The sequence below is a fragment of the Streptomyces sp. NPDC053750 genome, from assembly GCF_044544295.1.
Taxonomy (GTDB): domain Bacteria; phylum Actinomycetota; class Actinomycetes; order Streptomycetales; family Streptomycetaceae; genus Streptomyces.
Genome location: NZ_JBITXB010000015.1, coordinates 38,050 through 64,178 on the forward strand (window position 1 = coordinate 38,050; position 26,129 = coordinate 64,178).

Sequence of the window (26,129 nt, forward strand, 5' to 3'; positions counted from 1 at the left end):
TCAGGGCAGGCGGAGAGCGCCGATCGGCGTCGGCCGGAGAAGGGCGAACGGACCGTGCCCGTCACGCGGCGGCGCCCGGCCCTCGTGCAGCCGCACCAGCAGAGCCGACATCAGCGGCGAGGTGCTCTCGGGGTAGGCGGCCTGCGCGCCGGTGCTGTGACGGCCGCCGAGCAGTGGCCAGAAGAACAGCAGCAGACGCCGTACGACCAGCAGGAGGGACCTGCTCTGCCACAGCAGCCGCTCCGAAACGCCCAGCAGGCGGGCGACGAGCAGCAGGGTGACCAGGTGGCCGGCGAGCAGCACGCCGGGCGGCGGCCCGGCGGCCGCGTCGTGCTCGATCAGCCGGCCCAGGCCGCCGACGGAACTGTCCTGCCCGGTCACCGCGGCGCAGGCTCCGGGCAGCGAGTAGGCCACGTGGTAGGCGAACTGCGCGAGGGCGAGCACGCCCAGCAGCTGGGTGTCCGTCAGCCGATGCCGCGTCAGCACCGCCGCGCCCGGCAGCGCGACGGCCGCCGTCGCGGCCACGATGATCCACCGGGGCGCGTGACACTGCGAAAGCACGTGCCCGGCCAGCGGCAACAGCACGCACAGCACCGCGAGCACCCCGGCCCGAAGCCCGCGCAGAACGCCGGACGCCGGCGAGCCGGGTCCGGGCGAGCAGTGCGTACGCATCAGATCGTGGCCTTCAGGGAGTCCGTCGCGGGGAGCGGACGGGGCGGCGGGTGACAGGTGACGGGATCGCATGGCCCGTACGTCCTGGAAGCGTACCGACCACCCCGCCCGCTGGTTCACGACAGGGTCCAGCTCCCGGCGCCGCCGCTCGGACGCTTCCACCAGTCGAGAGGTTTCCGCAGGTCAGATGATTGTTAACCGACATGACAACGGTCACCGATGCAGCCTTTGGTGATTCGCGTATGCGTGCGTTTCACTGCGGGCAAGGCAACCGCTGCGAGGGGGAAGGCGTACAACATGGGCGATCGCAATCACGAGCACGGTCCAGGACACGAGCACGGAGGAGGAGGGCACGCCGGGCACTCCCACGGCGTCTCGGCGGACGCCGACCGGCGCTGGCTGGGCATCGCGCTCGGCCTGATCACCGTGTTCATGGCGGGCGAGGTCGTCATCGGCATCATGGCCCAGTCCCTCGCCCTGATCTCGGACGCGGCGCACATGCTGACCGACGCCGTGTCGATCGTGTTCGCGCTGATCGCCATGCGGCTGTCCGCACGCCCGGCACGCGGCGTCTTCACCTACGGGCTCAAGCGTGCCGAGATCCTCTCCGCCCAGGCCAACGGCCTGACCCTGCTGCTGCTCGGTGCCTGGCTGGCGTACGAGGCCGTGCACCGCCTGATCGATCCGCCCGAGGTGGAAGGCGGGCTGGTGTTCGGCACAGCCCTCGCCGGGATCGTGGTGAACATCGCGGCCGCCTGGTGCATCTCCAAGGCCAACCGCTCCTCCCTCAACGTCGAGGGCGCCTACCAGCACATCCTCAACGACCTGTTCGCGTTCATCGGCACCGCGGTGGCAGGTCTGATCGTGCTGACGACCGGGTTCGCCCGCGCCGACGCCATCGCCACGCTCGTGGTGGTCGCCCTCATGTTCAAGGCCGGGTACGGGCTGCTGCGCGAGTCCGGCCGGATCTTCCTGGAGGCCGCCCCCGCAGATGTCGACCCGGACGCACTGGGCGACAAGCTCGTCTCCCAGCCGGCCGTCGTCGAGGTCCACGACCTGCACGTCTGGCAGATCACCTCCGGCCAGTCCGCCCTGTCCGCGCACGTCCTGGTCGAACCCGGCGGCGACTGCCACGCCGTCCGCCGCGACCTCGAAGAACTCCTCCAGCACGACTACGGCATCACCCACACCACGCTCCAGGTCGACCACACCCAGGAAGAGGTGCTGCAACTCGCCCTGACCGGCGAAGGAGCGGGCGACGCCGCGCACTGCGAGGACCCGCACGGCCCCACCCACCGGGACGGGCCGCACAACCACTGACCTTCGGGCCGACGCGACGACGGTACACGGTTCCCTGAATTCAAGTTTCCGTGTACCGTCGAGGGTGTGCTGACCATTGCCTCCGACATCGACGCCCTGGCCCGCTTCGGCCGTGCGCTCGCCGACCCGCTCCGCTGCCGCATCCTGCTTGCGCTGCGGAAGGCGCCCGCGCACCCGGCCGATCTGGCCGAGGCGTTGGAGATCTCCCGTACCCGGCTGTCGAACCACCTCGCCTGTCTGCGTGACTGCGGCATCGTCGTCGCCGTCCCCGAAGGCCGTCGCGTGCGCTACGAACTGGCCGACGCCCGCCTCGGCCACGCCTTGGACGACCTGCTCGGCGCGGTCCTCGCTGTCGAGGCCGACCGCACCTGCCCGGACGCCGAGGAGAAGGGCTGCTGCTGATGACGATGTCGATCTCCCTGGGCCCCGCGCCGGACCGCCGCACCCAACTGGCCCGCCGCATACGCCTGCTGGTCGCCGCCACCATCACCTACAACGTCATCGAGGCGATGGTCGCAATTACCGCCGGCACCCTCGCCTCCTCCACCGCCCTGATCGGCTTCGGCCTGGACTCGGTCGTCGAGGTCTCATCGGCAGCAGCCGTCGCCTGGCAGTTCTCCGCCGCCGACCACGCCGTACGCGAAGCCCGGGAGAAGACGGCGCTGCGCATCAGCGCCCTCTCCTTCTTCGCGCTCGCCGCCTACGTCACCGTCGACTCCGTACGCGCCCTCACCAGCACCGGCGAGGCCGAACACTCCACACCGGGCATGGTCCTGGCCGCCCTCTCCCTCGCGGTCATGCCGTTCTTGTCCACCGCCCAGCGCCGCGCCGGACGCGAACTCGGCTCCGCCTCCGCGGTCGCCGACTCCAAGCAGACTCTCCTGTGCACGTACCTGTCGGCCGTCCTCCTGGTCGGCCTGCTCGCCAACTCCCTGCTCGGCTGGAGCTGGGCCGACCCCGTCGCCGCCCTCGTCATCGCCGCCGTCGCGGTCAAGGAAGGCCGCGAGGCATGGCGCGGCGACAACTGCTGCGCGATGCCCATCGGAGGAATCACTCCTGAAGCCGAGGAGCAGGACGGATGCGGGTGCGGGCCGGGCTGCTCGTGCTGCACCCCGGCGAAGGAGGCGAGTACCCGATGATCGGCTGGGCCTGGGCGGCACTGGCGCTGTACGGATTCTGGTTGCTGTCCGCCTTCGGCCTGCGCACGCTCATCCAGCGCCGCCGCACCGGCGACTCCGGGTTCCGCGGCCTGTCGGGCACGCCCGGCTCGGCGTCGTGGTGGGCCGGAGTGCTCTTCGTCGTGGCTCTGCTGGGCGCCGTCGCCGCACCCGCCGCGACACTGGCGGGCCTGCCGGTCCTCATCGACGACATCCCAGCCGTGTACGGGATCGGTGCGGCGATCGCCATGCTCGGCGTCGCCGGAACACTGACAGCCCAGCAGGCCATGGGAGCGTCCTGGCGGGTGGGCGTTGACCACGCCGAGCGCACCGCACTCGTCAGCGACGGCCCGTTCGCTCACATCCGCAACCCGATCTTCACCACCATGGCCGTCACCGGCCTCGGACTGACGCTGATGGTGCCGAACGTCCTGGCGCTCGCCTGCCTCGCCGCGCTGATCATCGCCGTCGAGCTACAGGTGCGTGTGGTCGAGGAGCCTTACCTTCGGGCAGTCCACGGCCCTACCTACCTCCACTACGCGGCCACTGCGGGCCGCTTCGTACCCGGCATCGGGCGGGAGCGAACCAGTAGGAAGGACGCTGGCCTCCAGTCATGACCCGAGCCATTAGCGCCAGCCTCTGACGCAGCGGCAGCGACATGACAGGTGGCGGACAGTCATCTGTTCGGCGGCCAGCCGGCCTGCCAGGTTGGCTTTCTCGGAGTATTTGGCCCCACCTGTTCCGGCCTGACCTGGACCTGAGCCTTCGTTCGATTCCGGCCTCACGTGGCCCCACTTGGTTTTGTATCGGCCGGTGGGCAGTGGTGCCGGACGAAGCCGGAACTACGCCCGTCCGTTTTGGGGTGGTCCAACGCAAACCGGAGAACCGGGGCCGAATGGCGGTGAGAAAGCCAGCCAGGTGTCGCACCACAGGTTGACCTGCCACCGGCGGGTGTCCCTCGACCTCTGGCTCGCCACCATGAACAGCGGCCTCAGCTTCGGCCGACTGTCCATCGGCTCCTCCGCCCGTGCCCTCGGCCTGGCCGATCCCGGGCCGGGGCGGGCCTGTACGACGGCGGCACCCTCGTCTGTGTGACCGCCCGCCCTGCCTGCGAGGACGCCAACGGGCTCGGCCTCATCGCGCGCGGCCCGGACAGAAGCAAACTCATCGGCCAGGTCAGCGATCTCCTGCGGCGCTGGAGCCAGGAGAGGCCCGAGCAGCCCGTCGTCACCGGCTACCCCGCGGCCACACCCGACGACCGTCTCGCCGCCGGTGCCCACGTCAACCGCCGCGTGACCCGCCTGACCATCGGCTGGTGACCACCTTGAACTCCGTGGGCTCCAGCGTCACCAGACCGATGGGATAAGGACGTTCGACGGCCCCAAGGGGGCATGTCCTCGGCCCGGCGAGGAGATCCCATCTCAACGCAGGGGGCGGGGCACCCGGCAGTCTTCGACCGAAAACCCCGCCCCTGTACGTGAACGTTCTCGCAGGCGCCGCAGTACCGCACCCTGCGCGGGTGCCAGCCGAAACCGGTGCTGGAGCGGGCAGTCAGCTACACGATCCGTACGGCGCACTCGCTCTCGAGCTGTTCGGCAGAGCCCGGACATTCGACGGCGCGGCCAAGGCATCGCGAAGCCGTTCGATCTCCATCCGCTGGGCGGCGATCTGCGACAGAGCCCGTTCCCTGAAGTCCGTGAGACCGCCGATCTGCTCGTCACGCGCGGCGAGGCGCTCTTTCAGCCCGGAGACCTGTTCTTTGAGGCGCTCGATCTGTGCAGCCCGCGGGTCCGGAATCACGCCCGTTTCCCGAAGCTCGGCCAACCGGCGCTCGAACTCCTCCGCCAGGTGCTGGTAGGGACCTGGCCGCGGCGAGCCGTCGCGATTCTTCTTGGGATAGAAGCCGGTGCGGGTGACCCCGGCTTGGGCCGCGAGGGTCTTGATATCGCACTTGCTGCCTGCGGGAATTTCACCGGCAAGGAGCCGGTCCATGACGTGCCGAATGGCCGCCTCGTTGTCCCGTCGGGTCTCGTCGCTGATGCGGGCCACGTCATGCCCCCGTTCCGGAGTTCACGTCAATCTCGGACAACACCCGTTCATCGCGGGCAAGCTCCGCACCCAGCCGGGCCTTCTCCGTCCGCTGCGCGCGCCCGATGGTGGCGATGAACACCTTCTTGCTCTCCGCGCTAGCCGCCCACACCGGGCGGTGCCCGGCATGGTGGGTGGCCTGGGGGCACCGCGCTGAATCGCACATGCCGATCAAGGGCTCTGTCGCCCCGCGGGCGTGGGCCCCTGCGAGCTTGAGGCACAGCGCCTTGGACGGATCGAGGAACCAGCAGTAGTTCGCCGGCCCCAGGTGCAGGGCCTTGGCCCGCTTGGCGAGCAGGTTCGTCACCTCCTGGTCGCTGCGCTTGATGTTCGGCGCCCCGGAGGAATCCAGCTGTTCGTCGACGAACGCGAAGAAGTCCAGGAGGTCGCTGGCGCCAGGCCCCGCAGGCCGGATACCGTTCTGGTAGTCGCGGAAAGCGTCGAGAGCGACGCGCATCTTGTGCTCTCGCTCCTCTTGGCCGAACTCGGCCATCAGCACCGACTGGGCCCCACCGGGGCGGTCCGCATAGCCCTCCGTGGTGACCACGGAAATGTGCTTGAGATGGATCTTGGCCGCCAGCAGACCACCGGGCCGGTGCGCCATTTCCACCGCGAGGGTTCTCCTTAGCATCCGCAGACTGACCGGCACCTCGGGGATCGGCGCCAGCCCAAGGCGACGGCCCACTGGGCCATTGACCCAGGTCAGGAACCATTCGTACGGGGTGAAGAAGGAGAGCGACTTAAACAGGTGACCGGCGTTCTTCACCGGGTCAGCGAGCGAGGCGGCTACGCCGGCGGTGTCGTACGCCTGCTTGATGGTCACCCACTGATCGTGTTCACCACCCAGCTTCCGGCCCTTGATGACCTTGCCCTTCAGGCGGTAGCGAACGCGGCCCTCGCCGAGCTGTTCGGGAGGCAGGCGGCAGTCATGGGTCAGCTCAGCCAGTTCACTCTTCCGCATCCCCGTCAGTGCGGCGAGCGCGATGACGCAGGCTGTGCGGGCCCGGGAGAGCTGCAGGCGGGCCTCGGTGGTGTTCAGCGGCAGGGTCCAGGGAACACTGCCCCGTCCGTCCGCGCGTTCGACCAGAGCGGCCGTCCGGCCCCAGCGTTTGGACAGGCCGACTTCCCTGACGGCCTCCTCCAGGTGGCCGCGCAGCGTGGGCAGCCACGTGTAGTGGAAGGCGTGCCGCCCGGTCTCGTGAGCGAGGGAGATCAGGTTCACCCGCAGCAGCGGATCGTCCGGATCCCAGCCGTCCGCCAGCCGCTCGGCTACGACGTGATCGAGAGCGACATCCAACGGATCGCCCTCCTGTATGTGCCGGTCGATGGCCTGCGCGACCTCGACCCTCCAGTCCGGACGCTCACGGTTGTTGCGGCCCGGCCGGTTCGGCACCATCTCCTGCAACTGTTGCTGCAGCTCCATGACGTGCGGCGCCAGCACCTCCACCACGTACAGGGCCGCCGCGACGAGCGGTTGGAAGACGTCGTTGCTCAGCGGAGGTGTCGTGTTGCCCGTCCGACGGACCATCCCGGCGACGGAGTACGCCGTGCGTCGCCCCCACGGACGGAAGGCCGACACGTAGCCGTCGGCCGAGAACAATTCCTTGTAGTAGCCCAGCTCCTGGATGACCGCCACGACGTCCATGCGGTAGCCGGGGCTGCTGTCGCGGATCACGACACCGTGCTTGTCCCGTACCTTCTTGCGAAGCTCCAGGTAGGCACCGCAGTGCTGCTGGGTGACCTCCCCGAGACTGTCCACGCCCTGCTCGGTGAGCCAGTTCAGCCAGCCGGTCAGCACGGTCAGCCGCCCATGCACCGTGGCAATCAGCACCGGCGTTCGGTAGGCGTGAGCAAGTTCCCGCACAGCACGGTGGTCCGGTGCGAGCCGGGCGAAAATGAACTCCTTCGCGAGTTCCCTCCACTGAGGATTGAGGATCTCGGTGAAGGACAAGATCCGCGCGTACCGCGCAAGGTACCGCGGCAGCCCGATGACACCGGTGAAGTCCCAAATTGCGTCATCGAAGTGAGGATGCGGGCCCGCGCCGTGGACCGGCAGACCGGCCGCAGCGCACACGTCTTCACCTCGAAAGACGGAACGCGAAAAGGCAGCCGCGAGGCCCGCGGGCCGGTGCAGGGTGGTCATACGGTGTGCTCCTCAGGTCGCAGCGGAAGCTCGACATCGGAGTCGGTGACCTCGGCAGCTGCTGCCCGTAGCGCGTGCTCGGAGAAGTACCGGTCGGGGGTCAGGATCTCGTCGAGACGGTGGGCGTACGGGCCGAAGACGGGGATGAACTCGGCGGTGGGCATCTGCTGCCACTGGCGGGAGAAGAACGCCCGCAGTCGCAGCAGGTTCGGCAGATGGCGTGGGGCGAACAAGGCCAGCGGGCACAGCAGGCAAACCCACGGGCGTGCCGGACAGGGCTTGCCCTTCGGCCCATGGAGCCCCGACAGTTGATCTCCACATGCCGCGGTGAACACGTCGCGTTCCCCGGACAAAAGCTGCGCCAAGGCGTCGTCGTCCAGGCCGAGCCGCTTCATGTGCTCGGGATAGTTCTCCACCAGGTCGGCCATTTCAGCGGTGGCCAGCACCAAGGGCGGCAGCGCCCGGCGAACGAGGTCCTCCTGCGCCTGGGCGATGATGTCTTCCGCCGCCTCGCGCTGAGCCGGCGTCGTGTTCGTCAGGTAGTGGTCCCCCTCGATGCCGGGGGACCGGTTCGGATCCAGCGTTGACCGGCGGCTGCCGCGCCAGTGCGATCGGTCTTTCAGCGCGTCGTGGGTAGTGCGGATGCGGTGCCGGTGAAGGAACAGGGGGCGGCCGTCGTCACCAGTCATCTGCGTGGGGCGCCCGTCCTCGTCGACGGCTTGGCGCCGCTCCACCCAGGCGCATATGGACAGGCGCGTGGCCGGCTTGGCCAGCCATCGCTCTCCCGCCCATGTGCCACTCGGCGTGAAACGCACCCAGAGTTCGTCGCGCAGTTCCTCGGGCGCGAAGCGGCGGGCCACCGCGGAGTGATCGAGCCACTGTTCCAGCAGGCGAGTGGCCTGACGTGACAGAGCAAGGCTCTCCGCCGCCGTGCGGCCCTTGACGTAGCTGAGGAGGATCTTCTCGTCACCCGCCCACTCGATGTCGGTAAGTCCCAGGTCCGCGATCCCGTCCGGCACGACCCCGGTGTAGGCGCCGAACAGCAGCTGATAGGCGATGATCACATCCAGGGTCGGGATCAGCGGATCCAGCACCGCGCGAAGACCGACCCCGTATCTCTGCCGGAAGGGGAACGAGCCGCGGCCTGCCATCTCGCTGACGAGCGGGTCGGGCCCGTTGTGAAGCACCAGCCAGTGATGGGCAGTGCGCTCACGGAGCGAAGCCCCTGGCCCGTCAGCTGACGAAGCCTGCTCACGGGCCGCGCAGAACGCGCGGAACGCGCCATCGACCTCGTCGCGGCAGGTACGGATGAGCCGGGCCCATTCGGCCTCGCTGTACGGCTGGTGCGAGCCGTACCGCTCGCCCGTGTTGAACAGCCGGCCATCGACGAACGCGCGCACATCCGGCGCGAGAATCTGATCCTGGTCATCCGCGCAGCGCAACATCGCCCGCAGCGCGCTCTCCTGGGAGGATCGCACCCCTTGCCGCCAGTACCGGGCGAGGAGCGCGCGCGTCAGGTCGGAGGCCCCGCCGGAGAACCCGAACTCGACCAGCCAGTCGGTGAAGCCGCGGACGGCCGTGAGGTAGAGGTCGAAGCCTCCCGCGCTGTCGACCTGCCCGTGCGGATGGACAAGGTCCGTAGCGCCTTCCAGCAGCGTGCGTGCCAGCCCCGGGAGCTCCACTGGCCGCCGCACACGCAGGGGACGGCGGTACTCCGACCCGTCGCTGAAGATGCAGTGCACACCCAGCGGGTCAAGGGTGACGGTGGCCGGCATCAGACTACCGCCGGTTCGTCGTCGAACTCAGTCTCGAGCTCCAGCTCGGCCTCCTCGGCCAGCAGCCCGTACTCCTTGCCGACCCGTCGATACAGGGAGGTGAACAGGCGGAGCACGTCCAGACGGTGGAGGTACGCTTCCGTGGTCAATGAACTGGTATGTCCGAGCAGATCGCGCAGAATCAGCAGCGGTTCTTGGGTCCGCAGGTAGTGCGCCAGGGCGGCATCGTCGTCGGTGTCGCGGACCTGTCGAGCAGCCTGCTCGTACCAGCCGCGCATCAGCCGCGCCATGGTCGCCATGGCCATGGTGTGACGCAGCCGGTGCGGATTGACGTGCGGGAAGCGCGGCTCGTAACGCTCGCGGATGCGGTCAGAGGTCCTGGCGAAGACCGTGGACCATCCGGTGAACGGGCGTCCCTGGCCCCACACCGACAGCAGCATCGAACCGCCCTCCGGGGCGACCAGACGCCGCCGATCGCCGGGGCCGAGCGAGCTCCACTGCACACGGACCCCGTTGACGCGTCCGCCCCGCTGGTCGGCGTCCGTCACGAACAGCGGCTCTCCCCAGCGGGCCGGTGGACGCCACGACGATCCGAACGTCGCTGCTGCTCGGTCGAGAGCGATGTAGGAGTGCAGCTCGGCCAGCGAGTCGTAGTCGATCCACGACTCGCGGTACTTGCTTCCCTTGGTGATACCGGAAGGGATCGGGAACGACACCGGCACCGCGGTCCGTCGCGAGGGAAGCAAGGGCACCTCGCAGACCAGCAGGTATGTGTACTCCTGGCTGCGTAGCCCGCTGGAGACGATCATTCGGCCGACCGCCGAGTTTCGGGCCAACTCCCGTCCGCGGTACCGCAGATCCCGCTCCCCGTCGGGGCTCAGGCCCGCCAACCCCTTCAGGAACATGTCCGTGAAGTCGTCGTCGAGATACTTGATCGTCACGTGAGGCTTGGCCTGGCGCCGCCGTGACTGGTTGACCTGTCCGCGACGGACTTGCCCCTTGAAAGTCCAGACCGCCTGCCGGTACGTGAACGGCTCGGAGTCGGCGTACTCCTCGTCCTTCGCCCACTTGTAGAACCCCGCCAGAATCCCCATGTTCTGGTTCCACGTGGACGTCTCGAAGCGGTGCTGGATGGGCCCCTGGGCTCGATAGACGGAGTACGCGCTCAACGCTGCCTTCAGGCGACGCCGCGTGTCGAACAGGGCGACCCCGTGCCCGGATATGAATTCCAGCCACTCACGCACCGTACGCACGTAGTAGGGCCACGAATTTGGTGATGGGCATCCATTCGCTGGCAGCTCGCAGGCCCAGCAGTTGATCACGGTGGTGGGACGGACGCCGTTGCTGTCTTCGAAGAGAAGGTCCTCGTCGAACAGCAACGGCATCCCCTCCGGGATCGCCGGCCTGAACGCAAGTCCCCAGGACTCCCAGCCTGCTGATGAGTACGTCGATTGGTGCATGGCCGATGAGTACCAATGCAACCCGGCTGAGTGCAACAAGCAAACGAGCAGGTCAGGTGGGGTATCAGACGGTAAGCAACACCGTCGTTAAGCGGGAACAAGCAGGTACAGCGCCCACAAGGTATTGAGGAGCGCCAGGGCGAACGACGTCGTCGCGTTGACGAGGGTCAGGGTGCGCAGCCGGTGGTCGCCGTTCACGTAGCGCAGGCCATCACCGATCTCGGTGTGCAGCCGGCGGCCTTCCGCTGCCGGCCGGGAGCTTTCGGGGGCCTGGATGCGGGCGGTGCACCAGGCGCTGACGAGGTAGGACAGGACATCCCCGAGAAGCGCCCGGGCCGGGCCGAGGAGCGCGGTCAGGGCGGCGCCGAGGTTGCTGCCCGCGGTGGCGGCGACGGCGAAGAGCCCGCCGATGCGGCTGTTGCTCCGTTGGAGCAGGGGCCGGTCGACCAGGCTGGGCAGGAGACTGATCGCGGCGGCATCGTGCAGCACCCCCGCCGCGCCTTGCACGGCCGCGACCACCATCAGCTGGGTCAGGGACAGCCGGTCGAGCGCGGCCCCCACCGGCACGCTGGCCAGCGCGGCGGCGCTGACCAGGTCGCCGGTGATCATCTGCCTCCGCTTGGAGTGTCGATCGGCGAGGGCCCCGGCGTGCAATGCCAGCAGTGCGGGCGGCAGTTGGCCCAGGAACGTCAGCCAGGCGACCTCGGCGGTGGTCGCGTCCAGTTCGAGCACCGCCAGCACGGGGATCACCATGCTGCTGATCGAGCTGCCGGTCACGCTGGCTGCCTGCCCGGTCAGGTAGCGGCGGAAGTTGCGGTGCCGCCACAACGACGGCCGGGTGCCGGGAGAGGAGGAGGGGTCAGTGGAGGAAGTCATGGAGCACCTCCTCGGCTTCCGTCAGGCGCTCGCACAGCTCGGCCATGGCCGCCTGCCGGTTGCGCCCGTACGCCTCGAGTTCGGGGGTGACGGCGGCCGGGTCGTCGACGGCCTCGGACAGGGGATACACCGAGCAGGCCAGGTATCCGGCGGCAAGGCGGGGCACGGCGAGGAGTTCTTCGGCCGGCAGCGCCGGGTTGGCTGCCCGGTAGGCAGCGACAGCTTCAGCGAGGCCGGTAGGCCACTGCGGCTGCGCCAGGACAGTGCGCGGGTCCAGGACGATCCGCCCGAGCTCCCAGGCGGGGCTGCGGTGACCGGGCGGCCGGAAGTCGATCAATGCGGCCACCTGCTGTCCGCGCAGGAGCAGGTTGGGCGAGGCCAGGTCTCCGTGGACGGTCTGCACCGTCAGCGTCGTCGGCAGCCCTTTGACCATGGCGGCCACGGCAGGCAGCGCGTCGAGCCGCCGGGCGGCGGTCTCCCGTGCCCAGGCGGGAAACCCCGAGGTGGGCGGCCTCTTGGCGAAGAGGACGAGCAGCCTGTCAAGGCGCTGCCGGGCCCGCTTCACATCGCAGACTTCCCGGGCGGGTACACGGCGCGGAGGTCCGGCCGGGTGCCGGGCCAGGGTCCGGTGAAGGTGCCCGACGGTCTCGCCCACCGCGGCCCACCGATCGCCGGACAGGCCACCCTCCGCCGTCTCCGTGTCCTCGACGTACGCCGCGACCGACACCGCCATACCGCCGGCGGCCGCGATGAGGTCACCTTCCAGGGTCTTGCGCACTACCGGAACCGGGATCCGGCCGAGCCGCGCGAACTCGCCGAGCTCGAGCGCCTGGCGCTCCGCGTCCAGATCGGTGCCCGCCGGGTATGACTTCACGAACCACCGGGCTCCGTCGCTGTCCCGGGCCACATAGTTGCGGGTCGCGGTCCCCGCAGGACCTTCGCCGACCACGGTCGGGACGATCCGGTAGAACAGCGTCAGGATCCCCGCCACGACCATCCCGTCCGACTCTGCGCCGTTCATCGCCGCACCCCCGGCCGGCCGGAGGGAGGCAGCAGCCGGCGCAGTGCTAGGGCATCCGCCTGCAGCTGCACCTCGTCCTGCCGTCCGAGATCGAGCGCATCGAAGGGCAGCGGCCCGCCCGGCGCCGGGTCCGTTCCGGCTTCACGTCGCGGAACGCAGTGCCAGTGGGCGTGCGGGATCTGGTTCCCCAGCAGCAGATAGTTCATCTTCAGCGGCTCGTAAAGCGCCTCCACCGCGCGGCCCAGGGCCAGGACGTCGCGCCAGAACGCGGCCGCCTCTCCCTCGTCCAGCTCAGTGGGCTCGGCGACATGACGTCCTGTGTAGATCACGACGGCATACCCGCGGACCTGTCCGCTGCGCCACAGGTAGGCGTTGCTGACCTCACCGCGCCGTACGAGCAGGCCCCAGCCGATGTCGTCGGCGTCGAAGTCGTTTCGGCACATCGGGCAGCCGGCGCCGATCCGGTGCGCGGTGAAGTCCGCCGGCCAGGCGCTGGTGGCTGGTGAGTGCGCGGAGTGGGACTGAGGGTGGTCGGGGATCATGCTGCCTCGCCGGTAGTGCGCTGCTGCAGTTCCCACAGGGAGCGGAACAGCCCCGGCTCGCGGGTGAGCTCCTCGTAGGAGCCTTCCTGGACGATGCGTCCCTGATCGAGAACGATGATCTTGTCCGCGATGGCGACGTTGGCGAGCCGGTGGGTGATCAGCAGGATCGCCCGGTCCTTGGCCAGGTCCCGCAGCCCGGTGAAGACGCGATGCTCGGCCCGCGCGTCCAGAGCAGCGGTGGGCTCGTCCATCACCAGCAGAGCCGCCTGCCGGTGAAACGCCCTGGTGAGCACCACCCGCTGCCACTGGCCCCCGGACAGCTGCTGGCCACCGAACCACTCGGACGTCAGCAGGGTGTCCAGACCGGACCGCAGATGGGGCAGCATGTCCGTCGCCCCGGACGCCTCGCACGCGGCGAGCACCGCGGTGTCTGCGGTATCCCCCTGCCCGAACGTGATGTTGTCCCGCATGCTCAAGGGCAGGTAGGTGTACTTCTGCGGCACCAGGGCGACATGCTTCCACGCCTCCCACGGGTCCAGCTCGGCCGTAGCCACGTGGTCCCAGGCCACCTCACCTGCCGTGGGCAGCAGCAGCCCGCAGATCAGCCGCGACAGGGTCGACTTGCCCGACCCGTTCTCACCGACCAGCGCAATGATCTCCCCGCGCCGCACCTGGAGGGAGACGCCGCTGAGGCTGTCCTTCGGGGCGCCGTCGTACCGGTAGGTGACGTCGCGGACCTCGAACCGCTCCGGCGGAGCGGACAGCATCTTGGGACCGCGGGAAGCGGTCATGGCCTGCCCGTGGGCGTTGTCGAGGAAGTTCTGCCAGTCCTGCACGTACCAGCCGGTGCGCACCAGTCGGGCCCCGCCGTTGATGATGCCGCGCACGGAACCGGTCGCCGTCTGCAGCGCGAAGACCGCGCCGCCTCCTGACGCGAGGCTCATGCGCCCGGAAGCCAGGAGCCACAGCAGCGCGGCCCACACCGCGGCCGCCGCCACTCCGCCGGCAACCGCGCCGGCCAGTCCCATCCACGCGCCGGTGTTCGCGGCCTTGCGCTCCGCGGCGTTGACCGAGGCGGCGAGGCGCCGGTACCGGGCGGTGAGGAAGGGCCCGGCCAGGCAGGCTCGCATCTCCTCGCTGGACTCCATGTACGCCATGTGCCAGCGCAGCTTGTGCAGCATGCGGCGGCGCCCGGAGGTCTCGAGGCCCGCCAGGTACACCACCCGGGCGGCCCGTACGTACGCGGCGGCCTGTGGCAGGCAGGCCAGGAGGAGCAGAGGAAGAAGCACGGGGTGCAGCACGGCGAGAACGGTCGCGCCGGCGGCGAGCGTAGCCGTGGCCGCCAACACGTCCTGTGCCTCGTCCACCAGGTCCGGAGTGACCTGGGCACCGCGGTCGGCGATGTCGTAGAAGTCGTTGTAGCCGGGCTTGTTGTTCGCCGCCAGCTCCGCGCCGAGCGCGGCCTCGATCATCGTCAGCTCCGCAGCTCGGGCCAGCACCGGCCGCAGCCGCCCGGTCAGCCACGTCACCGTGATCCCCAGCAGCGCCCGCAGCCCGGTGGCCGCGGCGACGACCGCCAGCTGGGGCGCCGCCTCCCACAGGCGTTCGGTGATGTCGCCCGACGAGATCAGCGCGGTGATCGACCCCGTGACGGCGAGCAGCCCCAGCGCGGCGAGCACGCCGGTGCCGATCTGGCACGCGAGCAGTCCGGCTGTCGCACCTCGGTCCACCTGCCAGGCCATCTTCAGTGACCGCAGAACCAGTGCCGGCAGCCGTCGCGCCATGGTGCCGGTGGTCAGCTGTGCCCCAGCCTGATGCCTCGATTCGTCCCGGTAGAGGAACTCCTCGTCCTGGGCTCTGCTCGTCTCGTCCGGAGCACCCGCCTCTGATGTGCCGGTATCCGGCTGGTCCTGTGTGCTGGCCGAGGTCAACGTGGCCCCCTGACGGTCGCTGCGGCTGGGTCGTGAAGCTCAACGACCCGACATGGATTTCGAACACCTGTGTTTCAGTCGAGCTGGGAACCCCGGAATAGAGCGCGCGGCGGAGACTGCGGGATGCACCGACCCTTGGGGTCTACGGATGCAGACGCTTCGTGCAGTTGGCCGAAACGCCGAGGCTCGCGTCGAGGTCCGTATCTCGAGAGGCCCGGCAGGACAGCGGCTCTTCGGCCGGCCACCCGGCGGAGTCACATGCGGGCGATGTCGAGGGTGACGATGACCGGGAGGTGATCGCTCAGCTGCTGGGTGACGGTGTCGTCGAGTACCTCGTAGGAATGCAGCGCCGGGGCGAGCGCGGGGGAGAGCAGGACATGGTCGGCTCGGTGGTCCCCCTTCTGCTCCGGACTCAGGTGGCCCGCGGTGCGTGGGATGGGCTGATCCAGATGGACGGGCGGGTCGACGAATCCGGCGTGCATGAGCGCGCGGATCGCCCGGCGGTCTGTGCCGCCGTATGAGCCGTCGGGCAGCATGAGGCGGTGCCCGGAGTGCTGGTGCGCCGGGATCAGATCCCAGTCCTCCGGCTCTTCGTCGTCGGCGCCGGGGGTGTTGAGATCTCCGGCCAGCAGGGTGCGTGCGCCGGCGTGCTCGGTCAGCCACTGGACTTCTGCCAGCCGGTCCTGCGGGCTGAACGGGTCGAGGTGGGTGTGAAGGAGCACGACCGGCTCCCGGACCCCGGTGATGCGCATCCGGGCTCGCAGGACGGTGTGGTGGAAGTTGCCGCATGCAACGTCGGGGGAGAACCCCAGACACTGCACCCGCGGCCACCGGTAGTACGTGACGAGGTGGCATCCGTGACTACGCGACCGTGCGAGCAGCGGCTGCATCCCCAGCCGTTCCGCGGTTGCGTACACGCGTTCGGAGTCCTTCTGGTCCCAGTGCTTGGCCTCCTGGAGGTTCAGCACGTCCAGGTTCAGGCCGCCCAGCAGGCGGACCTGGTCCTCCCAGCGCTCCTGGCCGCCGTTGAGGAGGTTGTAGCTGCCCACGCGCAGCTGCCGGTCCGCCGGTAAGAGGAGTGGCGAGTCAGTCATACGGCTGGTATCTCACTTTCGCGTAGTTGGATCATGCAGACGCGTCCAGGGCCGGCGCCCCGCAGGCGTGGGGGCGCCGGGTAGTTAGGCCAGCCAGTTCTCTTCGCCATCCGCGTCCTTGCCGGTCGTGTGGTCGTCGTGCGCGCATGGCTGGGGCGGCAGCGGCGCGGAGGGCACTGCCTTGAACAGGGAGGACCTGGGTCGGGCCGGGGAGGGGAGTGGTCAGGGAGTGAGGACGGTGAAGGCGGCCGCGGGGAATCGGCGCCCGTTGACCTGGAGGGCGATCGAGTAGGCGCCGGGTGTCAGCTTCGCGGTGGCCGTCGACCGCAGCACGTGGTCCTTCGTGAGCAGGAGTTCGCTGTGGGGCTCGGCAGTGCCACGCAGAAGGAAGTACACCTTCTCGCGTGGCTTGCCAGTCGGTGTCGTCGACGAGATCACGAACATCACGTGCACCGGGACGGCCGCCGTGGTGGTCAGCGTGGCGGAAAAGCTGAGCGTGTCGCCGTCGGCGAGCTCGGTGCGCTCCAGAGTGAGGGGCGACAGGTCGATCGGTGCGTCGTGGGCGTAGCCGAGGAAGGCGTACGCAGCCGGCCAGCCCTTCTTCAACCTGCTGCGCAGGGCCTGCCGGGCGATGAAAGTCAAGTGCTTGTCGGCAGCTCGACCGGAGTCTTTCCAGCGCTGAAGGGTGGCAAGTACCAGGTCCGGCTGCGTATCGGACAGATCGTGGAGGTGGTTGGCGACCGACGCGCGGACGTAAGTGCTGGAGTCGCCGTAGAGCTGTTCGAGTACGGGCAGTGCCGCATCAGCCGGCAGGGAGATGCGTGGGGCGCAGGGCAGCAGCGGACGGGTGGCTTCGCTCGCGAGCCGGCGGGTCCGGTAGTCCTCGTCGCGGGCCCAGGCATCGACCGCCTTCATCGTCTCCTCGGGAAAGTCGTTGAGGAAATGCCGCACGGCGACCTCTGCCGAGAAGTACCGGGTGAGGCGCGCGAGAGCGGCCAGGGCCTGGTCCAGGTACTCGCCGGTGCGAAGGTAGCGCGCCACGAAATGGGAGTAGGGCGAGTAGGTGTGCAGGCCGAAGTCGTTCGGCACGCCGGCCGCTTCCGGGGTCGGCGGCAGGGAGCGCATCAGCACGTCGAGGGCCTGGGAGCCGGTGACCGGAAGGTAGGTGTGCAGGCCCTCGCTGGTCCGGGCGATCCGGGCACCCAGCTCCAGCCGGGGAAGGTCCGCCATCACCGACGTCACGAACGCGTCGGCGTCGAACTCGGGGCATACGGCATGGACTTCGCGGCCGATGCGGGCGATGCGCTCAGCGTTGAGAGCGGTCTCTTTCAGGGGAACCTTCGCGGTCATGGGCACACCCTAGGGCTGGCTACGGGGGCAACCTCGTGTTCTCGCCGCAGGTCATCCGGCGGTGTGAACGCGGGGGCTTTCGGCTATCGGACGGCGGCGCGGTACAGCAGCCGGCGGTGGCGGGAGCTGTCGCAGGGGGAGGCGGTGTGGAGGGTGGCGAGGTTGTCCCACACGACCAGGTCGCCCTGCTCCCAGCGGTGGCTGTAGACGTACGGCGCGCTGGTCGTGTGCTCCAGCAGCTCCTCCAGCAGCGCACGGCTCTCCTGCTCGGCGAGCGTGCTAATGCCACTGATCACCATGGAGCCGAGCAGCAGGGAGCGGGCGCCGGTTGCGGGGTGGGTCAGGACGAGCGGGTGTACGACCTCCGGGCTCGCGGCCAGACTCCCGGCCGCGATCGACGACTGACCGCCGCTGGCCTGGCTCTGGAGCGCGCCGAGCTGCTCGATGGAGTGCACCGCGCGCATCGCCTCGATCCGCTGTCGCACCGCCGGGGGAAGGTCGGCGTAGGCGCGGGTCGCATCGGCGAAGCGGGTCTCGCCGCCGCGTGCGGGGGTGATGACCGAGTAGAGCATCGTCGCCGAGGTGAGCTGGGGCTTGAAGCTGTTGTCGGCGTGCCACTCCTCCTCGTTGTCCCCGTCGTAGACGCCGATGTGCTTGCCGTCCTCGACGATGTTGCTGATGACGGTCAGGCCCGGGAAGCCGCCGACGGCGTACCGGCGGTCGACGCTGGTGTCCACCGTCCCGAAACAGGAGGCGACGGTCAGCAAGTCGGCGTGGTTCAGGTGCTGGCGGGGCACGATCAGCAGCCGGTGCTGATGCAGGGCCGCCGCCAACTGGGGCGCGAGGCGCTCGGCGTGTATCGCGAGGTTGGCATCGACGATGGCGCCGAAGCCGCTCTCGTCGAGCGGGCGCAGCGACAGGTCCATCGCTACTCCTTCCGGACGGTCAGAACTGGGGCGAGGGCTGGAAGACGCTGATGTCTTTGACACCGGAGGCGGCCATGCACAGCCGCTCGATGCCGATGCCGAGTCCGACGCTGCCGGCCGGCACACGTCCCGCGTCGATCGCCTCCCTGGCCAGGGCCTGCTCGTCGTCGTACAGGTCCACCGCGCGGGCCCGTTCGACGAACGCGGCCCCGTCGGGCTCGTCCTCGTAGCCGTGGACGACCTCGATGCCGTCGACCAGGACCTCGAAGCGGTTGAGGACGGCCGTCGTGCCGGGTGCCAGGCGGGCGCACGGCTCGTCCCCGCCGACCGGGTACTCGGTCAGGAACAGCGCGGCGCCGGCGCTCTGGGACTCCACCTCGCGTTCCACGTACTGCCCGAGCACTGTCTTGAACGGCACGTCCGCGCTCATGCCCAGGTGGGCGGCCATTTGGGCGGGAAGGTCCCCGAGGGGCTCGCGGTGCAGGTCGATGCCGAACTGGTCGCGGACGTAGCTGGCGACGGAGACGCGCTGCGGGGCGTACGGGATGTGCGGGCCGATCAGCCTCTCGGCGAGCGCCAGGAGGAAGTCGAAGTCCTCGTCGGCAGCGTAGAGATCGAGCATCTGGAACTCGGGCGCGTGCAGCTGGTCGAGCTTCTCGGGCCGGAAGCACGCACCGATCTCGAAGATGCGCCGGTGGTGCTCCAGGTTCACGCGCAGGGCCGGGCCGATCATCGCCCGCAGGAACCGCCCGCTGTCATGGTCCACCGGCAGACGGCGCCCCGGGCCGAGATCGGCTCTGCGCATCGTCGGGGTGGTCACCTCGACGAAGGCCTCGGCGCGGAGCGTGTCCCGCAGGCTGAACAGCAGGTCGGACCTCATGACGACTGGGTTGAGCACGGGTACTCCTCAAGGCCGCTGTTTCCGGGCGCAGTTCGCGGGAAGCCGGGCCCCACGGTGATCTGTCGTTCAGGTCCTCGGCGGGGCCACAAAGTAGCCGCGCCTGTACGAGCAGTAGAAGCCCTCCCACCGGTCCTGCCACGCCCAACGGGCCCGCAACGAGGCCCGTTCAGGAACAGAGTTCGGCGTTTTCGCAGGTCAACCAGAGTCTGTGCGCAACGGTGACGCAACGGTCCCGTGCAACCGGCGCAACGGCCAGAGCCATTGCGGCCCTCCTCGGCCGAGTCCTAGCGTGACTGGCCAAGCGCCCGGCGTGACCACCACGCAACGCTCCTCCACAGGTGGAGGAGACGTGCTCCGGCGCGGCCCTCTCCACCGGCGTGCGCCCACACCACGGCGTGCCGAGCCGACGGTTCAGCACCTCACCGGACCCGCGGCCCGGCAGTTCCACAGCCCGATCACCCGGACTCGCGGATCACCCGCGACCGAGCAGGGAGAACTCGATGACCGCTACCGCTGGAATGACCCCGGACACCGGCCTGAAGGCCGGCATGCGGCCGGACGCCGCCGGTCTGAAGGCCGGCATGCGGCCGGACGCCCCCGGTCTGAAGGCCGGCATGCGGCCGGACGCCGCCGGTCTGAAGGCCGGCATGCGGCCGGACGCCCCCGGTCTGAAGGCCGGCATGCGCCCCGACGCCGCCGGTCTGAAGGCCGGCATGCGCCCGGACAGCGCCCCCGTCGCCGCCTGACACGCGGCTGATCCACCCCTTCGTCGTGCTCCGGCGCGCCCGCCCAACGGCAGGTCACCCGTGCGGCGCGCGCCCCCCGGGGGGCGCGCCGGAGCCCGGCCCCCCTTTCATCCGCACCGCGTCGACTGGAGAACCTGATGGGCAGCCCCGCCGCCGGCAGGACCCGCAGCGGCACCGGAGCTTCCGGCCCTGTGCGCAAGGCCCTCGGGCAGCAGCTCATCGCCGACCTGGAGAAGCTCTGCGGGCGCCCGACCATCGGCCTGTGGGACGTCACCTGGGACCTCATGGCGATCACCGCCGCAGCGATCGCCGGTCACCTCATCGGTCACGTCGCCGGCCCCCTGCTCGCCGTGTGCTACATCGGGGTGCGCCAGCGCCACCTGTCCAATCTCGGCCACGAGTGCGTGCACTCCAAGCTCATGGCCACCCGCCGCGCCAACCGGATCGTCGGCTACCTCCTGACTGGCCTGCTTGGCGAAGGCTTCGAGCCCTACCGAAGCAGCCACTACGTCCACCACGCCAAGCTCGGCTCGGACGACGACCCGATGTTCCAGTCCTACCGCGCCGGCAACATCCGCGCCGCGGGCCGGGCGCCCAGCCGCCGCGCCTTCGTTCTGCGGGTCATCGTGCGCAACGCCCTGTGGCGGCTGCCGAAGACCGCGGTGCTGGCCCTGGTCACCCGCGCGCCGGGGGAGACCTGGCGGGCCCTGGCCACCCGAGCCGTGCTGTGGACCGGCGTCGTCGCCACGCTGTGGCCCGTGGGCGGCGTGCCGTACCTCCTTCTCTACTGGCTGCTCCCCCTTGTCCTGGTGCGGCCGGTCGTCACCTGGATCACCGATCTCGGCAACCACGCCGGGCTGATCGAGAACGGCGATGTCCTCCTTCAGACCCGCGGCTGGACCTCCCACTGGCTCACCCGGCACCTGCTCGGCGGCCACCTGGACGACATGTTCCACCCCATCCACCACTGGTGCCCTCAGATCCCTTGGCGGCGCCTGCCTGAGGCCCGCGTCCTTGCCGCGCAGCACCTGCCGCGCTTCGGCGAAGTGCCGTGGTGCTCCGGCTACTTCTTCCGGCGGCGCTCCACCCCCGACCAACCGTGCGTGATCGAGGACATCATCACCCGGCTCGCCGCTGCTCCCGGCGCCGCCTGCACCCCATCCCAGCACGCCTCGGCCGCCTGACCTCGTCCTCGCCCGACCTCCGAACCCTGTACGGCACCGCCCCCGGCCGCGCACCCGCGCGCCGCAGGCGAGGGGGCGCCGTCACCCGCCGCCGAGGAGGCGGCCCACCATGCCCCAGCCCGCACCTGCCTCGCCGTCGGCCCTGAACAGCTTCGACGAGTTCACCCGGCTCGACGAAGTCGTCCTCGGCCGCGCCGAGCATTACGACGCCCACCACACCGACACCTCGTGGCGGCTGTTCTTCTACGACAACGTCGCCCCGGTCCTCGGCCGGCATGCCAGCCCGTCAGGGGAGGAACTGCTGCCAATCCCCGGGCAGTTGGTCGACGAGCTCAACGAGGACATCGCCGGCCTGGCCGACGCCCTGACCGGATGCGGGGTGAAGGTCCTGCGGCCGGCGGCGCCCGGCAAGGACATCGACATCCGCTCCCCGCACTGGGACGCCAGGGCCACCCCGCCGCTCAACGTCCGCGACCAGACCATCATCCTCGGCAACACCATCGTGGAGACCGCGCCCCACGTCCGCGCCCGCATCTTCGAGAACGACCTGCTCAAGCCCGCCTTCTACCGCTACTACCAGGAGGGGGCGAACTGGCTGAGCATGCCGCGCCCGGCCCTGGCCCGCGACTCCCTGGACACCGCCTACTTCACTCGCCAGAACCTGGACGTCAGCCGCGCCACCGACAGCGAGAGCGCCGGCGCGATCGAGGGCCTGGGTTTGGAGATGGTCTTCGACGGCGCGCAGTGCATGCGCCTGGGCCGCGACGTCCTGGTCAACGTCGCCAACCACAACCACGAACTCGCCCTGCGCTGGCTGAGGGACAACATCCGCGACCTGCGATTTCACCGCCTGGACGCCATGGCCGACAACCACATCGACAGCGTCCTGGTCCCGCTGCGCCCCGGCCTGATGCTGCTGCGCTCCCCGGCCTACCTGAAGTACCTGCCCGCGGCCATGCAGTCCTGGGACGTGATCTACGCCCCCGAGACCGACGACAGCAACTTCCCGGACTACAGCGACCTCGGCTTTGTCATCCCCATCGGCAGCCGGTACATGGACATCAACCTGCTGTCCATCGACGAGAACACCGTCGTCGTCAACTCGCTCTACCCGGAACTGATCGAGGTCCTGGAGGGCCACGGGTTCACCGTCGTCCCCGTCCGCCACCGCCACCGGCGGCTGTTCGGCGGCGGCTTCCACTGCTTCACCCTCGACACCGTCCGCCGCGGCGGCCCCGAGGACTACCTCAGCTAACCCCGGCGCCCCCTCGCCACGGCTCCCTCGAACACGACAGTCCGCCCCGACGTCAGGAGATCCTTGATGGACACCGCCTACCCCTGGCCGCCCGACCAGGCCTTCTGGACCGGCACCTTCCCCGACCACACCGCCGGGCGGACCACGCCCTTCCTCTTCAAGGGCATCATCCCCGCCACCGCGGCCGGACCGGACGACGTCCTGGCCGGATTCGAGGCCATCCGCCGAGCCCACACCGCCGGCACCGACATCAAGGCGCACGCCCGCGTCTACGTCGGCGAGGACCGCCGCGACGACCTCCTGCCCCAGGCCCTGACCGCCCCGGGCTGGGACGGGGGCGTCGACGCCTTCGTGCCGTGGATGCAGGACCTCGCCGGCGCCGAGCGGTTCTCCCTGGTCATCAACAACCTGGAGACCGTCAGCCCCGCCCTCGCCGCAGGCCTCGGCACCTTCCTCAAGACCGTCATCGACGGGTGGGGCCTGCCGCTGGGCGGCGCCGAACAGGTCGCCTTTGCCGGGAACTACGCGGGCACCGCCTTCGGGATCCACGAGGGCTACGAGGACGCCTTCCTCGTCCACCTCGGCCCCAACGCCAAGAACTTCTACTGCTGGCCCGCCGAGCAGTACGAGAAGCTGACCGGCGGCAAGGAACCCACCTACGGCGACTACCGCGCACTGCTGAAGGAGGCTGAGCACTTCCTGCTGGAGCCGGGCGACGCTCTCTTCCTGCCCCGCCGGGTCTTCCACGTCGGCACCCAGGACACATTCTCCGTCTCGGTGGCCATGCCGCTGTACACCTACCCGTACGCGCAGATCCTGCAGAGCCGCATCATCCCGGACGTCCTCGCCGACCTGGCCGGGGAGGGGCCCGACGACCCGCTCAACGAGCCCTCCGCGATGGCGGACACGGCCGCCGGGCCCGGCGCCGTCGCCGACCGGCTGGCCAGCGTCGGCCGCGAACTCCTGACCGTCGCCGCCGACCGCGTCCGCGGCGCCGCCCGCCAGCACGCCGAGCAGCGGTGGGCCACCCTGCTGAGCAACGGCGGCTGGGAGCTCGTCGAGGGCGACCTGTCCCGCCAGGAAGCCGCGGACGCCTTCGACCCCGAGCGAGTCACGCCGGGCGCCAGCATCCGCGTGATTGCCCCCTACCAGGTGACCACCCTGCTCGACGACGACAGCGACTCTCAGGTCCTGCTGCGCGGCCACCAGCCGGGGATCGCCCTCGACGGCGCGGGCCTGGACCGGGACACCGTCACCGCCCTCAACCGCGGCGAAACCCTCGTCCTGCCCGACAACACCGAGCTCCTGACCGCCGTCCGCGCCCTGGGAGCCACCGGCGGCCTGCACCTGACCCCCCGCCCCTCCGACACCAAGGACGCCGACGCGTGACCCCCGACAACAGCCTCGTCCAGGCCTATCTGAAGGCCCACCCCGAGACGCAGAGCGCCGTCAATGGCACCCTGCTGGGCAAGTTCACCTCCGGCACCGCCCTGGTCACCGCTCACCTGGCGCCGCTGGTCGACTGGGCGTACGAGCGGATCGCCGAGAAGGTCGGCGCCGCCGACCTCAACGAGCGCCAGGCCCGGATGTACATCGAGGAGCTCTCGGTGTTTGCCCGCTACAACGCCCAGTTCCTCAAGGCGGCCGCCACCGCCGTTGAGGGCTACTGCCCCGAGCTCGCTCACGAGCTGCGCCGCAACCACCTGGAGGAGGGCGGCGAGCGCGGCAAGGTGCCAGCGCACTACGTCCTCTACACCAACGCGCTCCTGTCGGATCTCGGCCTGCTCGTCAACGGCCACGTGCCCGCCCCCGAAACCGAGACGCTGGTCAACCTCCACCAGTGGATGGTCGGCTCGCACATGCCCAGCCACATCGCCGGCGCCTACTACGCCACCGAGGCCGTGGCGATCGCCGAGACCGAGATCCTGCGCGACATCACCAACCGCTACGGCGAGCTGACCACCGGCCGCAGCGGCAGCGAGCTCAAGGCCCTGCACTACTACTACGAACTCCACCTCGACGACGAGCACGAGGCCGCCCAGGTCAGCGGCATGAGCGTCGAGGCCGCCCACATCGAGGGCCTGGCCAGGTTCATCAAGGAGAGTGAACTCTTCCACATCGACCTGCCCCAGGCCCTCGACGGCTGGCTGACGATCACCGAAGGGATGACACACTGGTGGGCTCAACTCGCCCACCGCGCCTCGGAGATGAACTGATGAACGCCACCCCCGACATCGTCGCCGCAGCCCAGGAGCGAACCGGCGGATGCCTGTGCGGACGGGTCCGCTTCACCGCCAAGGGCAAGGCCGTCTACCCGCACACCTGCAGCTGCCCGCACTGCAAGAAGCTCGGCGGCGGACCGATGATGTGGTGGGCCGGCTTCGCCCCCGAAAACGTCACCTGGACAGGCGGCGTCGAGCCGACCTGGTACACCACGTTCGAGGGCGAGGCCCAGCGCGGCTTCTGCCCGAACTGCGGCAGCCGCCTCGCGGCGATCGACAGCGACGTCCCCGAGCTCGGCATCGTCGTCACCGCCCTGGACGACACCAGCGGAGCCGATCTCGTCCCCGTCAACCAGTCCTTCCGCGACGACGCCGTGCACTGGCTGCCCCAGGTCCCCGACACCCAGAAGAGCCCCGTCGCCTGACACCCGCGAGACCTCCGGGGGCCGGCAGCCCTGACCCTGCCGGCCCCCGGACCCGCACCCTCCTGGGACCGTCTGCGCCGGGTCCGGCTCACCGTCCGACCGTCCCGCACCCCGCCCAGGAGACACCATCGTGCTTACTCCGCACGCCACCAGCGAGTACGGCGCCCTGCGCCACGTCGCCATGCGCTACGCCAGCGACGTCACCCCCGACCTCGACGGCCCCGGCGTCCACCCCGTCCTGACCCGCCAGAAGACCACCAGCTCCTGGCAGCCGTACGATCCGGCTACCGTCCGCTCCCAGCAGGACACTCTGATTGACCTCCTTCGCGGCCGCGGCACCGAGGTGACCCTCCTCGACGCCGTGCCGGGGTGCCCGGTCCAGCACTACCCCCGCGACATCGCCTTCGTCATCGACCACGTCCTGGTCATGGCGCGCCTGAACTCCACGCACCGCCTCCCCGAGGCCGAAGCGCTCGCCCCGCTGCTGACCGGCGCCCCGCACGTCGCCCACCTGGACGAGGGCACCATCGAGGGCGGTGACGTCGCCCTGCACACCGGCACCGTCCTGGTCGGCCTCGGGGAGGAGACGTCCCCCGCGGGCTTGGGGGCGCTGCAACGGGCACTGGCCCACCACGGCGTCGACCGTGAGGTCCGCCCGGTCCGCTTCGCTGTCGACGGCATCGTCCACCTGGACGACCACTTCACCATCGTCGCGCCCGGCACCGCCCTCATCCACCGCGAGGTCTTCCCGCCCGCCGAACTGCACTTCTTCGAGCAGCACTTCGACCTCGTCGACGTCACCGAGACAGAGGCGCGCGCCGTCCAGGCCAACGTCCTGGCGATCGCTCCGGACACCGTGATCGTCACCGCCGGCAGCGACCGCATCGCAGGGCAGCTCGCCGCGCGCGGACTCGAAATCCTCACCGTCGACTACTCCGAGGTCACCCGGATCCCCGGCTCGCTGCGCTGCACCACCCTGCCGCTGACCCGCGCCTGATCCACTCCCGGTTCCCGCCCGGCCGCCGCACCGCCGTGCGGTTC

General features: G+C 69.9%; 26 protein-coding genes. 13 read left to right on the top strand and 13 right to left on the bottom strand.

The genetic code is table 11. From position 1 onward, the window contains the following. Positions 1 to 744 (bottom strand): hypothetical protein, encoded by a 744-nt coding sequence (locus ACIGO6_RS31870; RefSeq protein WP_234048887.1) that lies wholly within the window; start codon positions 742 to 744, stop codon positions 1 to 3. Positions 745 to 969: 225 nt separating this feature from the next. Between ACIGO6_RS31870 and ACIGO6_RS31875 the strand changes: the two genes are divergently transcribed. The 6 genes from ACIGO6_RS31875 (at position 970) to ACIGO6_RS31900 (ending at position 4,468) form a co-directional block, all read left to right on the top strand. After that, positions 970 to 1,992, top strand: coding sequence for a cation diffusion facilitator family transporter (locus ACIGO6_RS31875; protein WP_234048888.1), 1,023 nt, complete (start codon positions 970 to 972; stop codon positions 1,990 to 1,992). 66 nt (positions 1,993 to 2,058) lie between these two features. Beyond that, positions 2,059 to 2,394 (top strand): helix-turn-helix transcriptional regulator, encoded by a 336-nt coding sequence (locus ACIGO6_RS31880; protein ID WP_024127582.1) that lies wholly within the window; start codon positions 2,059 to 2,061, stop codon positions 2,392 to 2,394. After that, positions 2,394 to 3,131: a cation transporter gene (locus ACIGO6_RS31885; RefSeq protein WP_024127583.1), complete on the top strand. Its 738-nt coding sequence runs from the start codon at positions 2,394 to 2,396 to the stop codon at positions 3,129 to 3,131. The genes ACIGO6_RS31880 and ACIGO6_RS31885 overlap by 1 nt, the downstream gene beginning before the upstream one ends. Further along, positions 3,071 to 3,766 carry an isoprenylcysteine carboxylmethyltransferase family protein gene (locus ACIGO6_RS31890; RefSeq protein WP_318296579.1) on the top strand — a complete coding sequence of 232 codons (696 nt, stop codon included), beginning with the start codon at positions 3,071 to 3,073 and terminating at the stop codon, positions 3,764 to 3,766. Before ACIGO6_RS31885 ends, ACIGO6_RS31890 begins: the two co-directional genes overlap by 61 nt. Positions 3,767 to 4,100: 334 nt before the next feature. Beyond that, a complete protein-coding gene (locus tag ACIGO6_RS31895) occupies positions 4,101 to 4,244 on the top strand; it encodes a hypothetical protein (RefSeq protein WP_399882422.1) in 144 nt (47 codons plus the stop codon). Continuing rightward, positions 4,241 to 4,468 carry a protein-L-isoaspartate O-methyltransferase gene (locus ACIGO6_RS31900; RefSeq protein ID WP_024127585.1) on the top strand — a complete coding sequence of 76 codons (228 nt, stop codon included), beginning with the start codon at positions 4,241 to 4,243 and terminating at the stop codon, positions 4,466 to 4,468. The genes ACIGO6_RS31895 and ACIGO6_RS31900 overlap by 4 nt, the downstream gene beginning before the upstream one ends. 232 nt (positions 4,469 to 4,700) lie before the next feature. Here the strand turns inward: ACIGO6_RS31900 and ACIGO6_RS31905 are convergent, their stop codons facing one another. From ACIGO6_RS31905 to ACIGO6_RS31960, 12 genes are all read right to left on the bottom strand, one after another. Continuing rightward, the gene (locus ACIGO6_RS31905) at positions 4,701 to 5,198 is read right to left on the bottom strand and encodes a hypothetical protein (protein ID WP_024127586.1); all 498 of its coding nucleotides are present in this window, start codon (positions 5,196 to 5,198) and stop codon (positions 4,701 to 4,703) included. A gap of 1 nt (position 5,199) precedes the next feature. After that, complete coding sequence (locus ACIGO6_RS31910) at positions 5,200 to 7,380, bottom strand: site-specific integrase (protein ID WP_193460133.1); 2,181 nt, start codon at positions 7,378 to 7,380, stop codon at positions 5,200 to 5,202. Further along, positions 7,377 to 9,155: a hypothetical protein gene (locus ACIGO6_RS31915; protein WP_024127162.1), complete on the bottom strand. Its 1,779-nt coding sequence runs from the start codon at positions 9,153 to 9,155 to the stop codon at positions 7,377 to 7,379. The genes ACIGO6_RS31910 and ACIGO6_RS31915 overlap by 4 nt, the downstream gene beginning before the upstream one ends. Continuing rightward, positions 9,155 to 10,540, bottom strand: a complete 1,386-nt coding sequence (locus tag ACIGO6_RS31920; protein ID WP_024127588.1) for a site-specific integrase — start codon at positions 10,538 to 10,540, stop codon at positions 9,155 to 9,157. Before ACIGO6_RS31920 ends, ACIGO6_RS31915 begins: the two co-directional genes overlap by 1 nt. A 162-nt stretch (positions 10,541 to 10,702) precedes the next feature. Next, positions 10,703 to 11,491, bottom strand: a complete 789-nt coding sequence (locus tag ACIGO6_RS31925) for an MFS transporter (protein WP_266552178.1) — start codon at positions 11,489 to 11,491, stop codon at positions 10,703 to 10,705. After that, positions 11,475 to 12,512 carry a phosphotransferase enzyme family protein gene (locus tag ACIGO6_RS31930; protein WP_266552181.1) on the bottom strand — a complete coding sequence of 346 codons (1,038 nt, stop codon included), beginning with the start codon at positions 12,510 to 12,512 and terminating at the stop codon, positions 11,475 to 11,477. The genes ACIGO6_RS31925 and ACIGO6_RS31930 overlap by 17 nt, the downstream gene beginning before the upstream one ends. Further along, complete coding sequence (locus ACIGO6_RS31935; RefSeq protein WP_266552184.1) at positions 12,509 to 13,054, bottom strand: HIT family protein; 546 nt, start codon at positions 13,052 to 13,054, stop codon at positions 12,509 to 12,511. Before ACIGO6_RS31935 ends, ACIGO6_RS31930 begins: the two co-directional genes overlap by 4 nt. After that, entirely contained in the window at positions 13,051 to 14,985 is a 1,935-nt protein-coding gene (locus tag ACIGO6_RS31940) for an ABC transporter ATP-binding protein (protein ID WP_266552187.1), read from the bottom strand. Before ACIGO6_RS31940 ends, ACIGO6_RS31935 begins: the two co-directional genes overlap by 4 nt. A gap of 254 nt (positions 14,986 to 15,239) precedes the next feature. Further along, positions 15,240 to 16,079, bottom strand: a complete 840-nt coding sequence (locus tag ACIGO6_RS31945; RefSeq protein ID WP_266552190.1) for an endonuclease/exonuclease/phosphatase family protein — start codon at positions 16,077 to 16,079, stop codon at positions 15,240 to 15,242. 222 nt (positions 16,080 to 16,301) lie between these two features. Continuing rightward, a complete protein-coding gene (locus ACIGO6_RS31950; RefSeq protein ID WP_399882427.1) occupies positions 16,302 to 17,429 on the bottom strand; it encodes a DNA alkylation repair protein in 1,128 nt (375 codons plus the stop codon). Positions 17,430 to 17,512: 83 nt separating this feature from the next. Continuing rightward, positions 17,513 to 18,355: a TauD/TfdA family dioxygenase gene (locus tag ACIGO6_RS31955; protein WP_266552196.1), complete on the bottom strand. Its 843-nt coding sequence runs from the start codon at positions 18,353 to 18,355 to the stop codon at positions 17,513 to 17,515. 19 nt (positions 18,356 to 18,374) lie between these two features. Next, complete coding sequence (locus ACIGO6_RS31960) at positions 18,375 to 19,253, bottom strand: amino acid--tRNA ligase-related protein (RefSeq protein ID WP_399882430.1); 879 nt, start codon at positions 19,251 to 19,253, stop codon at positions 18,375 to 18,377. 503 nt (positions 19,254 to 19,756) lie between these two features. Between ACIGO6_RS31960 and ACIGO6_RS31965 the strand changes: the two genes are divergently transcribed. The 7 genes from ACIGO6_RS31965 (at position 19,757) to ACIGO6_RS31995 (ending at position 26,085) form a co-directional block, all read left to right on the top strand. Next, positions 19,757 to 20,002 (top strand): hypothetical protein, encoded by a 246-nt coding sequence (locus tag ACIGO6_RS31965; RefSeq protein WP_399882432.1) that lies wholly within the window; start codon positions 19,757 to 19,759, stop codon positions 20,000 to 20,002. 137 nt (positions 20,003 to 20,139) lie between these two features. Then, the gene (locus ACIGO6_RS31970) at positions 20,140 to 21,186 is read left to right on the top strand and encodes a fatty acid desaturase family protein (protein WP_399882434.1); all 1,047 of its coding nucleotides are present in this window, start codon (positions 20,140 to 20,142) and stop codon (positions 21,184 to 21,186) included. Positions 21,187 to 21,295: 109 nt separating this feature from the next. Further along, a complete protein-coding gene (locus ACIGO6_RS31975; RefSeq protein ID WP_399882436.1) occupies positions 21,296 to 22,441 on the top strand; it encodes an inosamine-phosphate amidinotransferase 1 in 1,146 nt (381 codons plus the stop codon). A gap of 66 nt (positions 22,442 to 22,507) precedes the next feature. Beyond that, on the top strand, positions 22,508 to 23,830 hold the full coding sequence (locus ACIGO6_RS31980; protein ID WP_399882438.1) for a hypothetical protein: 1,323 nt from the start codon (positions 22,508 to 22,510) through the stop codon (positions 23,828 to 23,830). Further along, on the top strand, positions 23,827 to 24,657 hold the full coding sequence (locus ACIGO6_RS31985) for a DUF3865 domain-containing protein (protein WP_399882440.1): 831 nt from the start codon (positions 23,827 to 23,829) through the stop codon (positions 24,655 to 24,657). Before ACIGO6_RS31980 ends, ACIGO6_RS31985 begins: the two co-directional genes overlap by 4 nt. After that, positions 24,657 to 25,088: a GFA family protein gene (locus ACIGO6_RS31990; protein ID WP_266552218.1), complete on the top strand. Its 432-nt coding sequence runs from the start codon at positions 24,657 to 24,659 to the stop codon at positions 25,086 to 25,088. Before ACIGO6_RS31985 ends, ACIGO6_RS31990 begins: the two co-directional genes overlap by 1 nt. Before the next feature lie 130 nt (positions 25,089 to 25,218). Next, positions 25,219 to 26,085, top strand: coding sequence for a dimethylarginine dimethylaminohydrolase family protein (locus ACIGO6_RS31995; RefSeq protein ID WP_266552221.1), 867 nt, complete (start codon positions 25,219 to 25,221; stop codon positions 26,083 to 26,085). Positions 26,086 to 26,129: the final 44 nt, after the last annotated feature.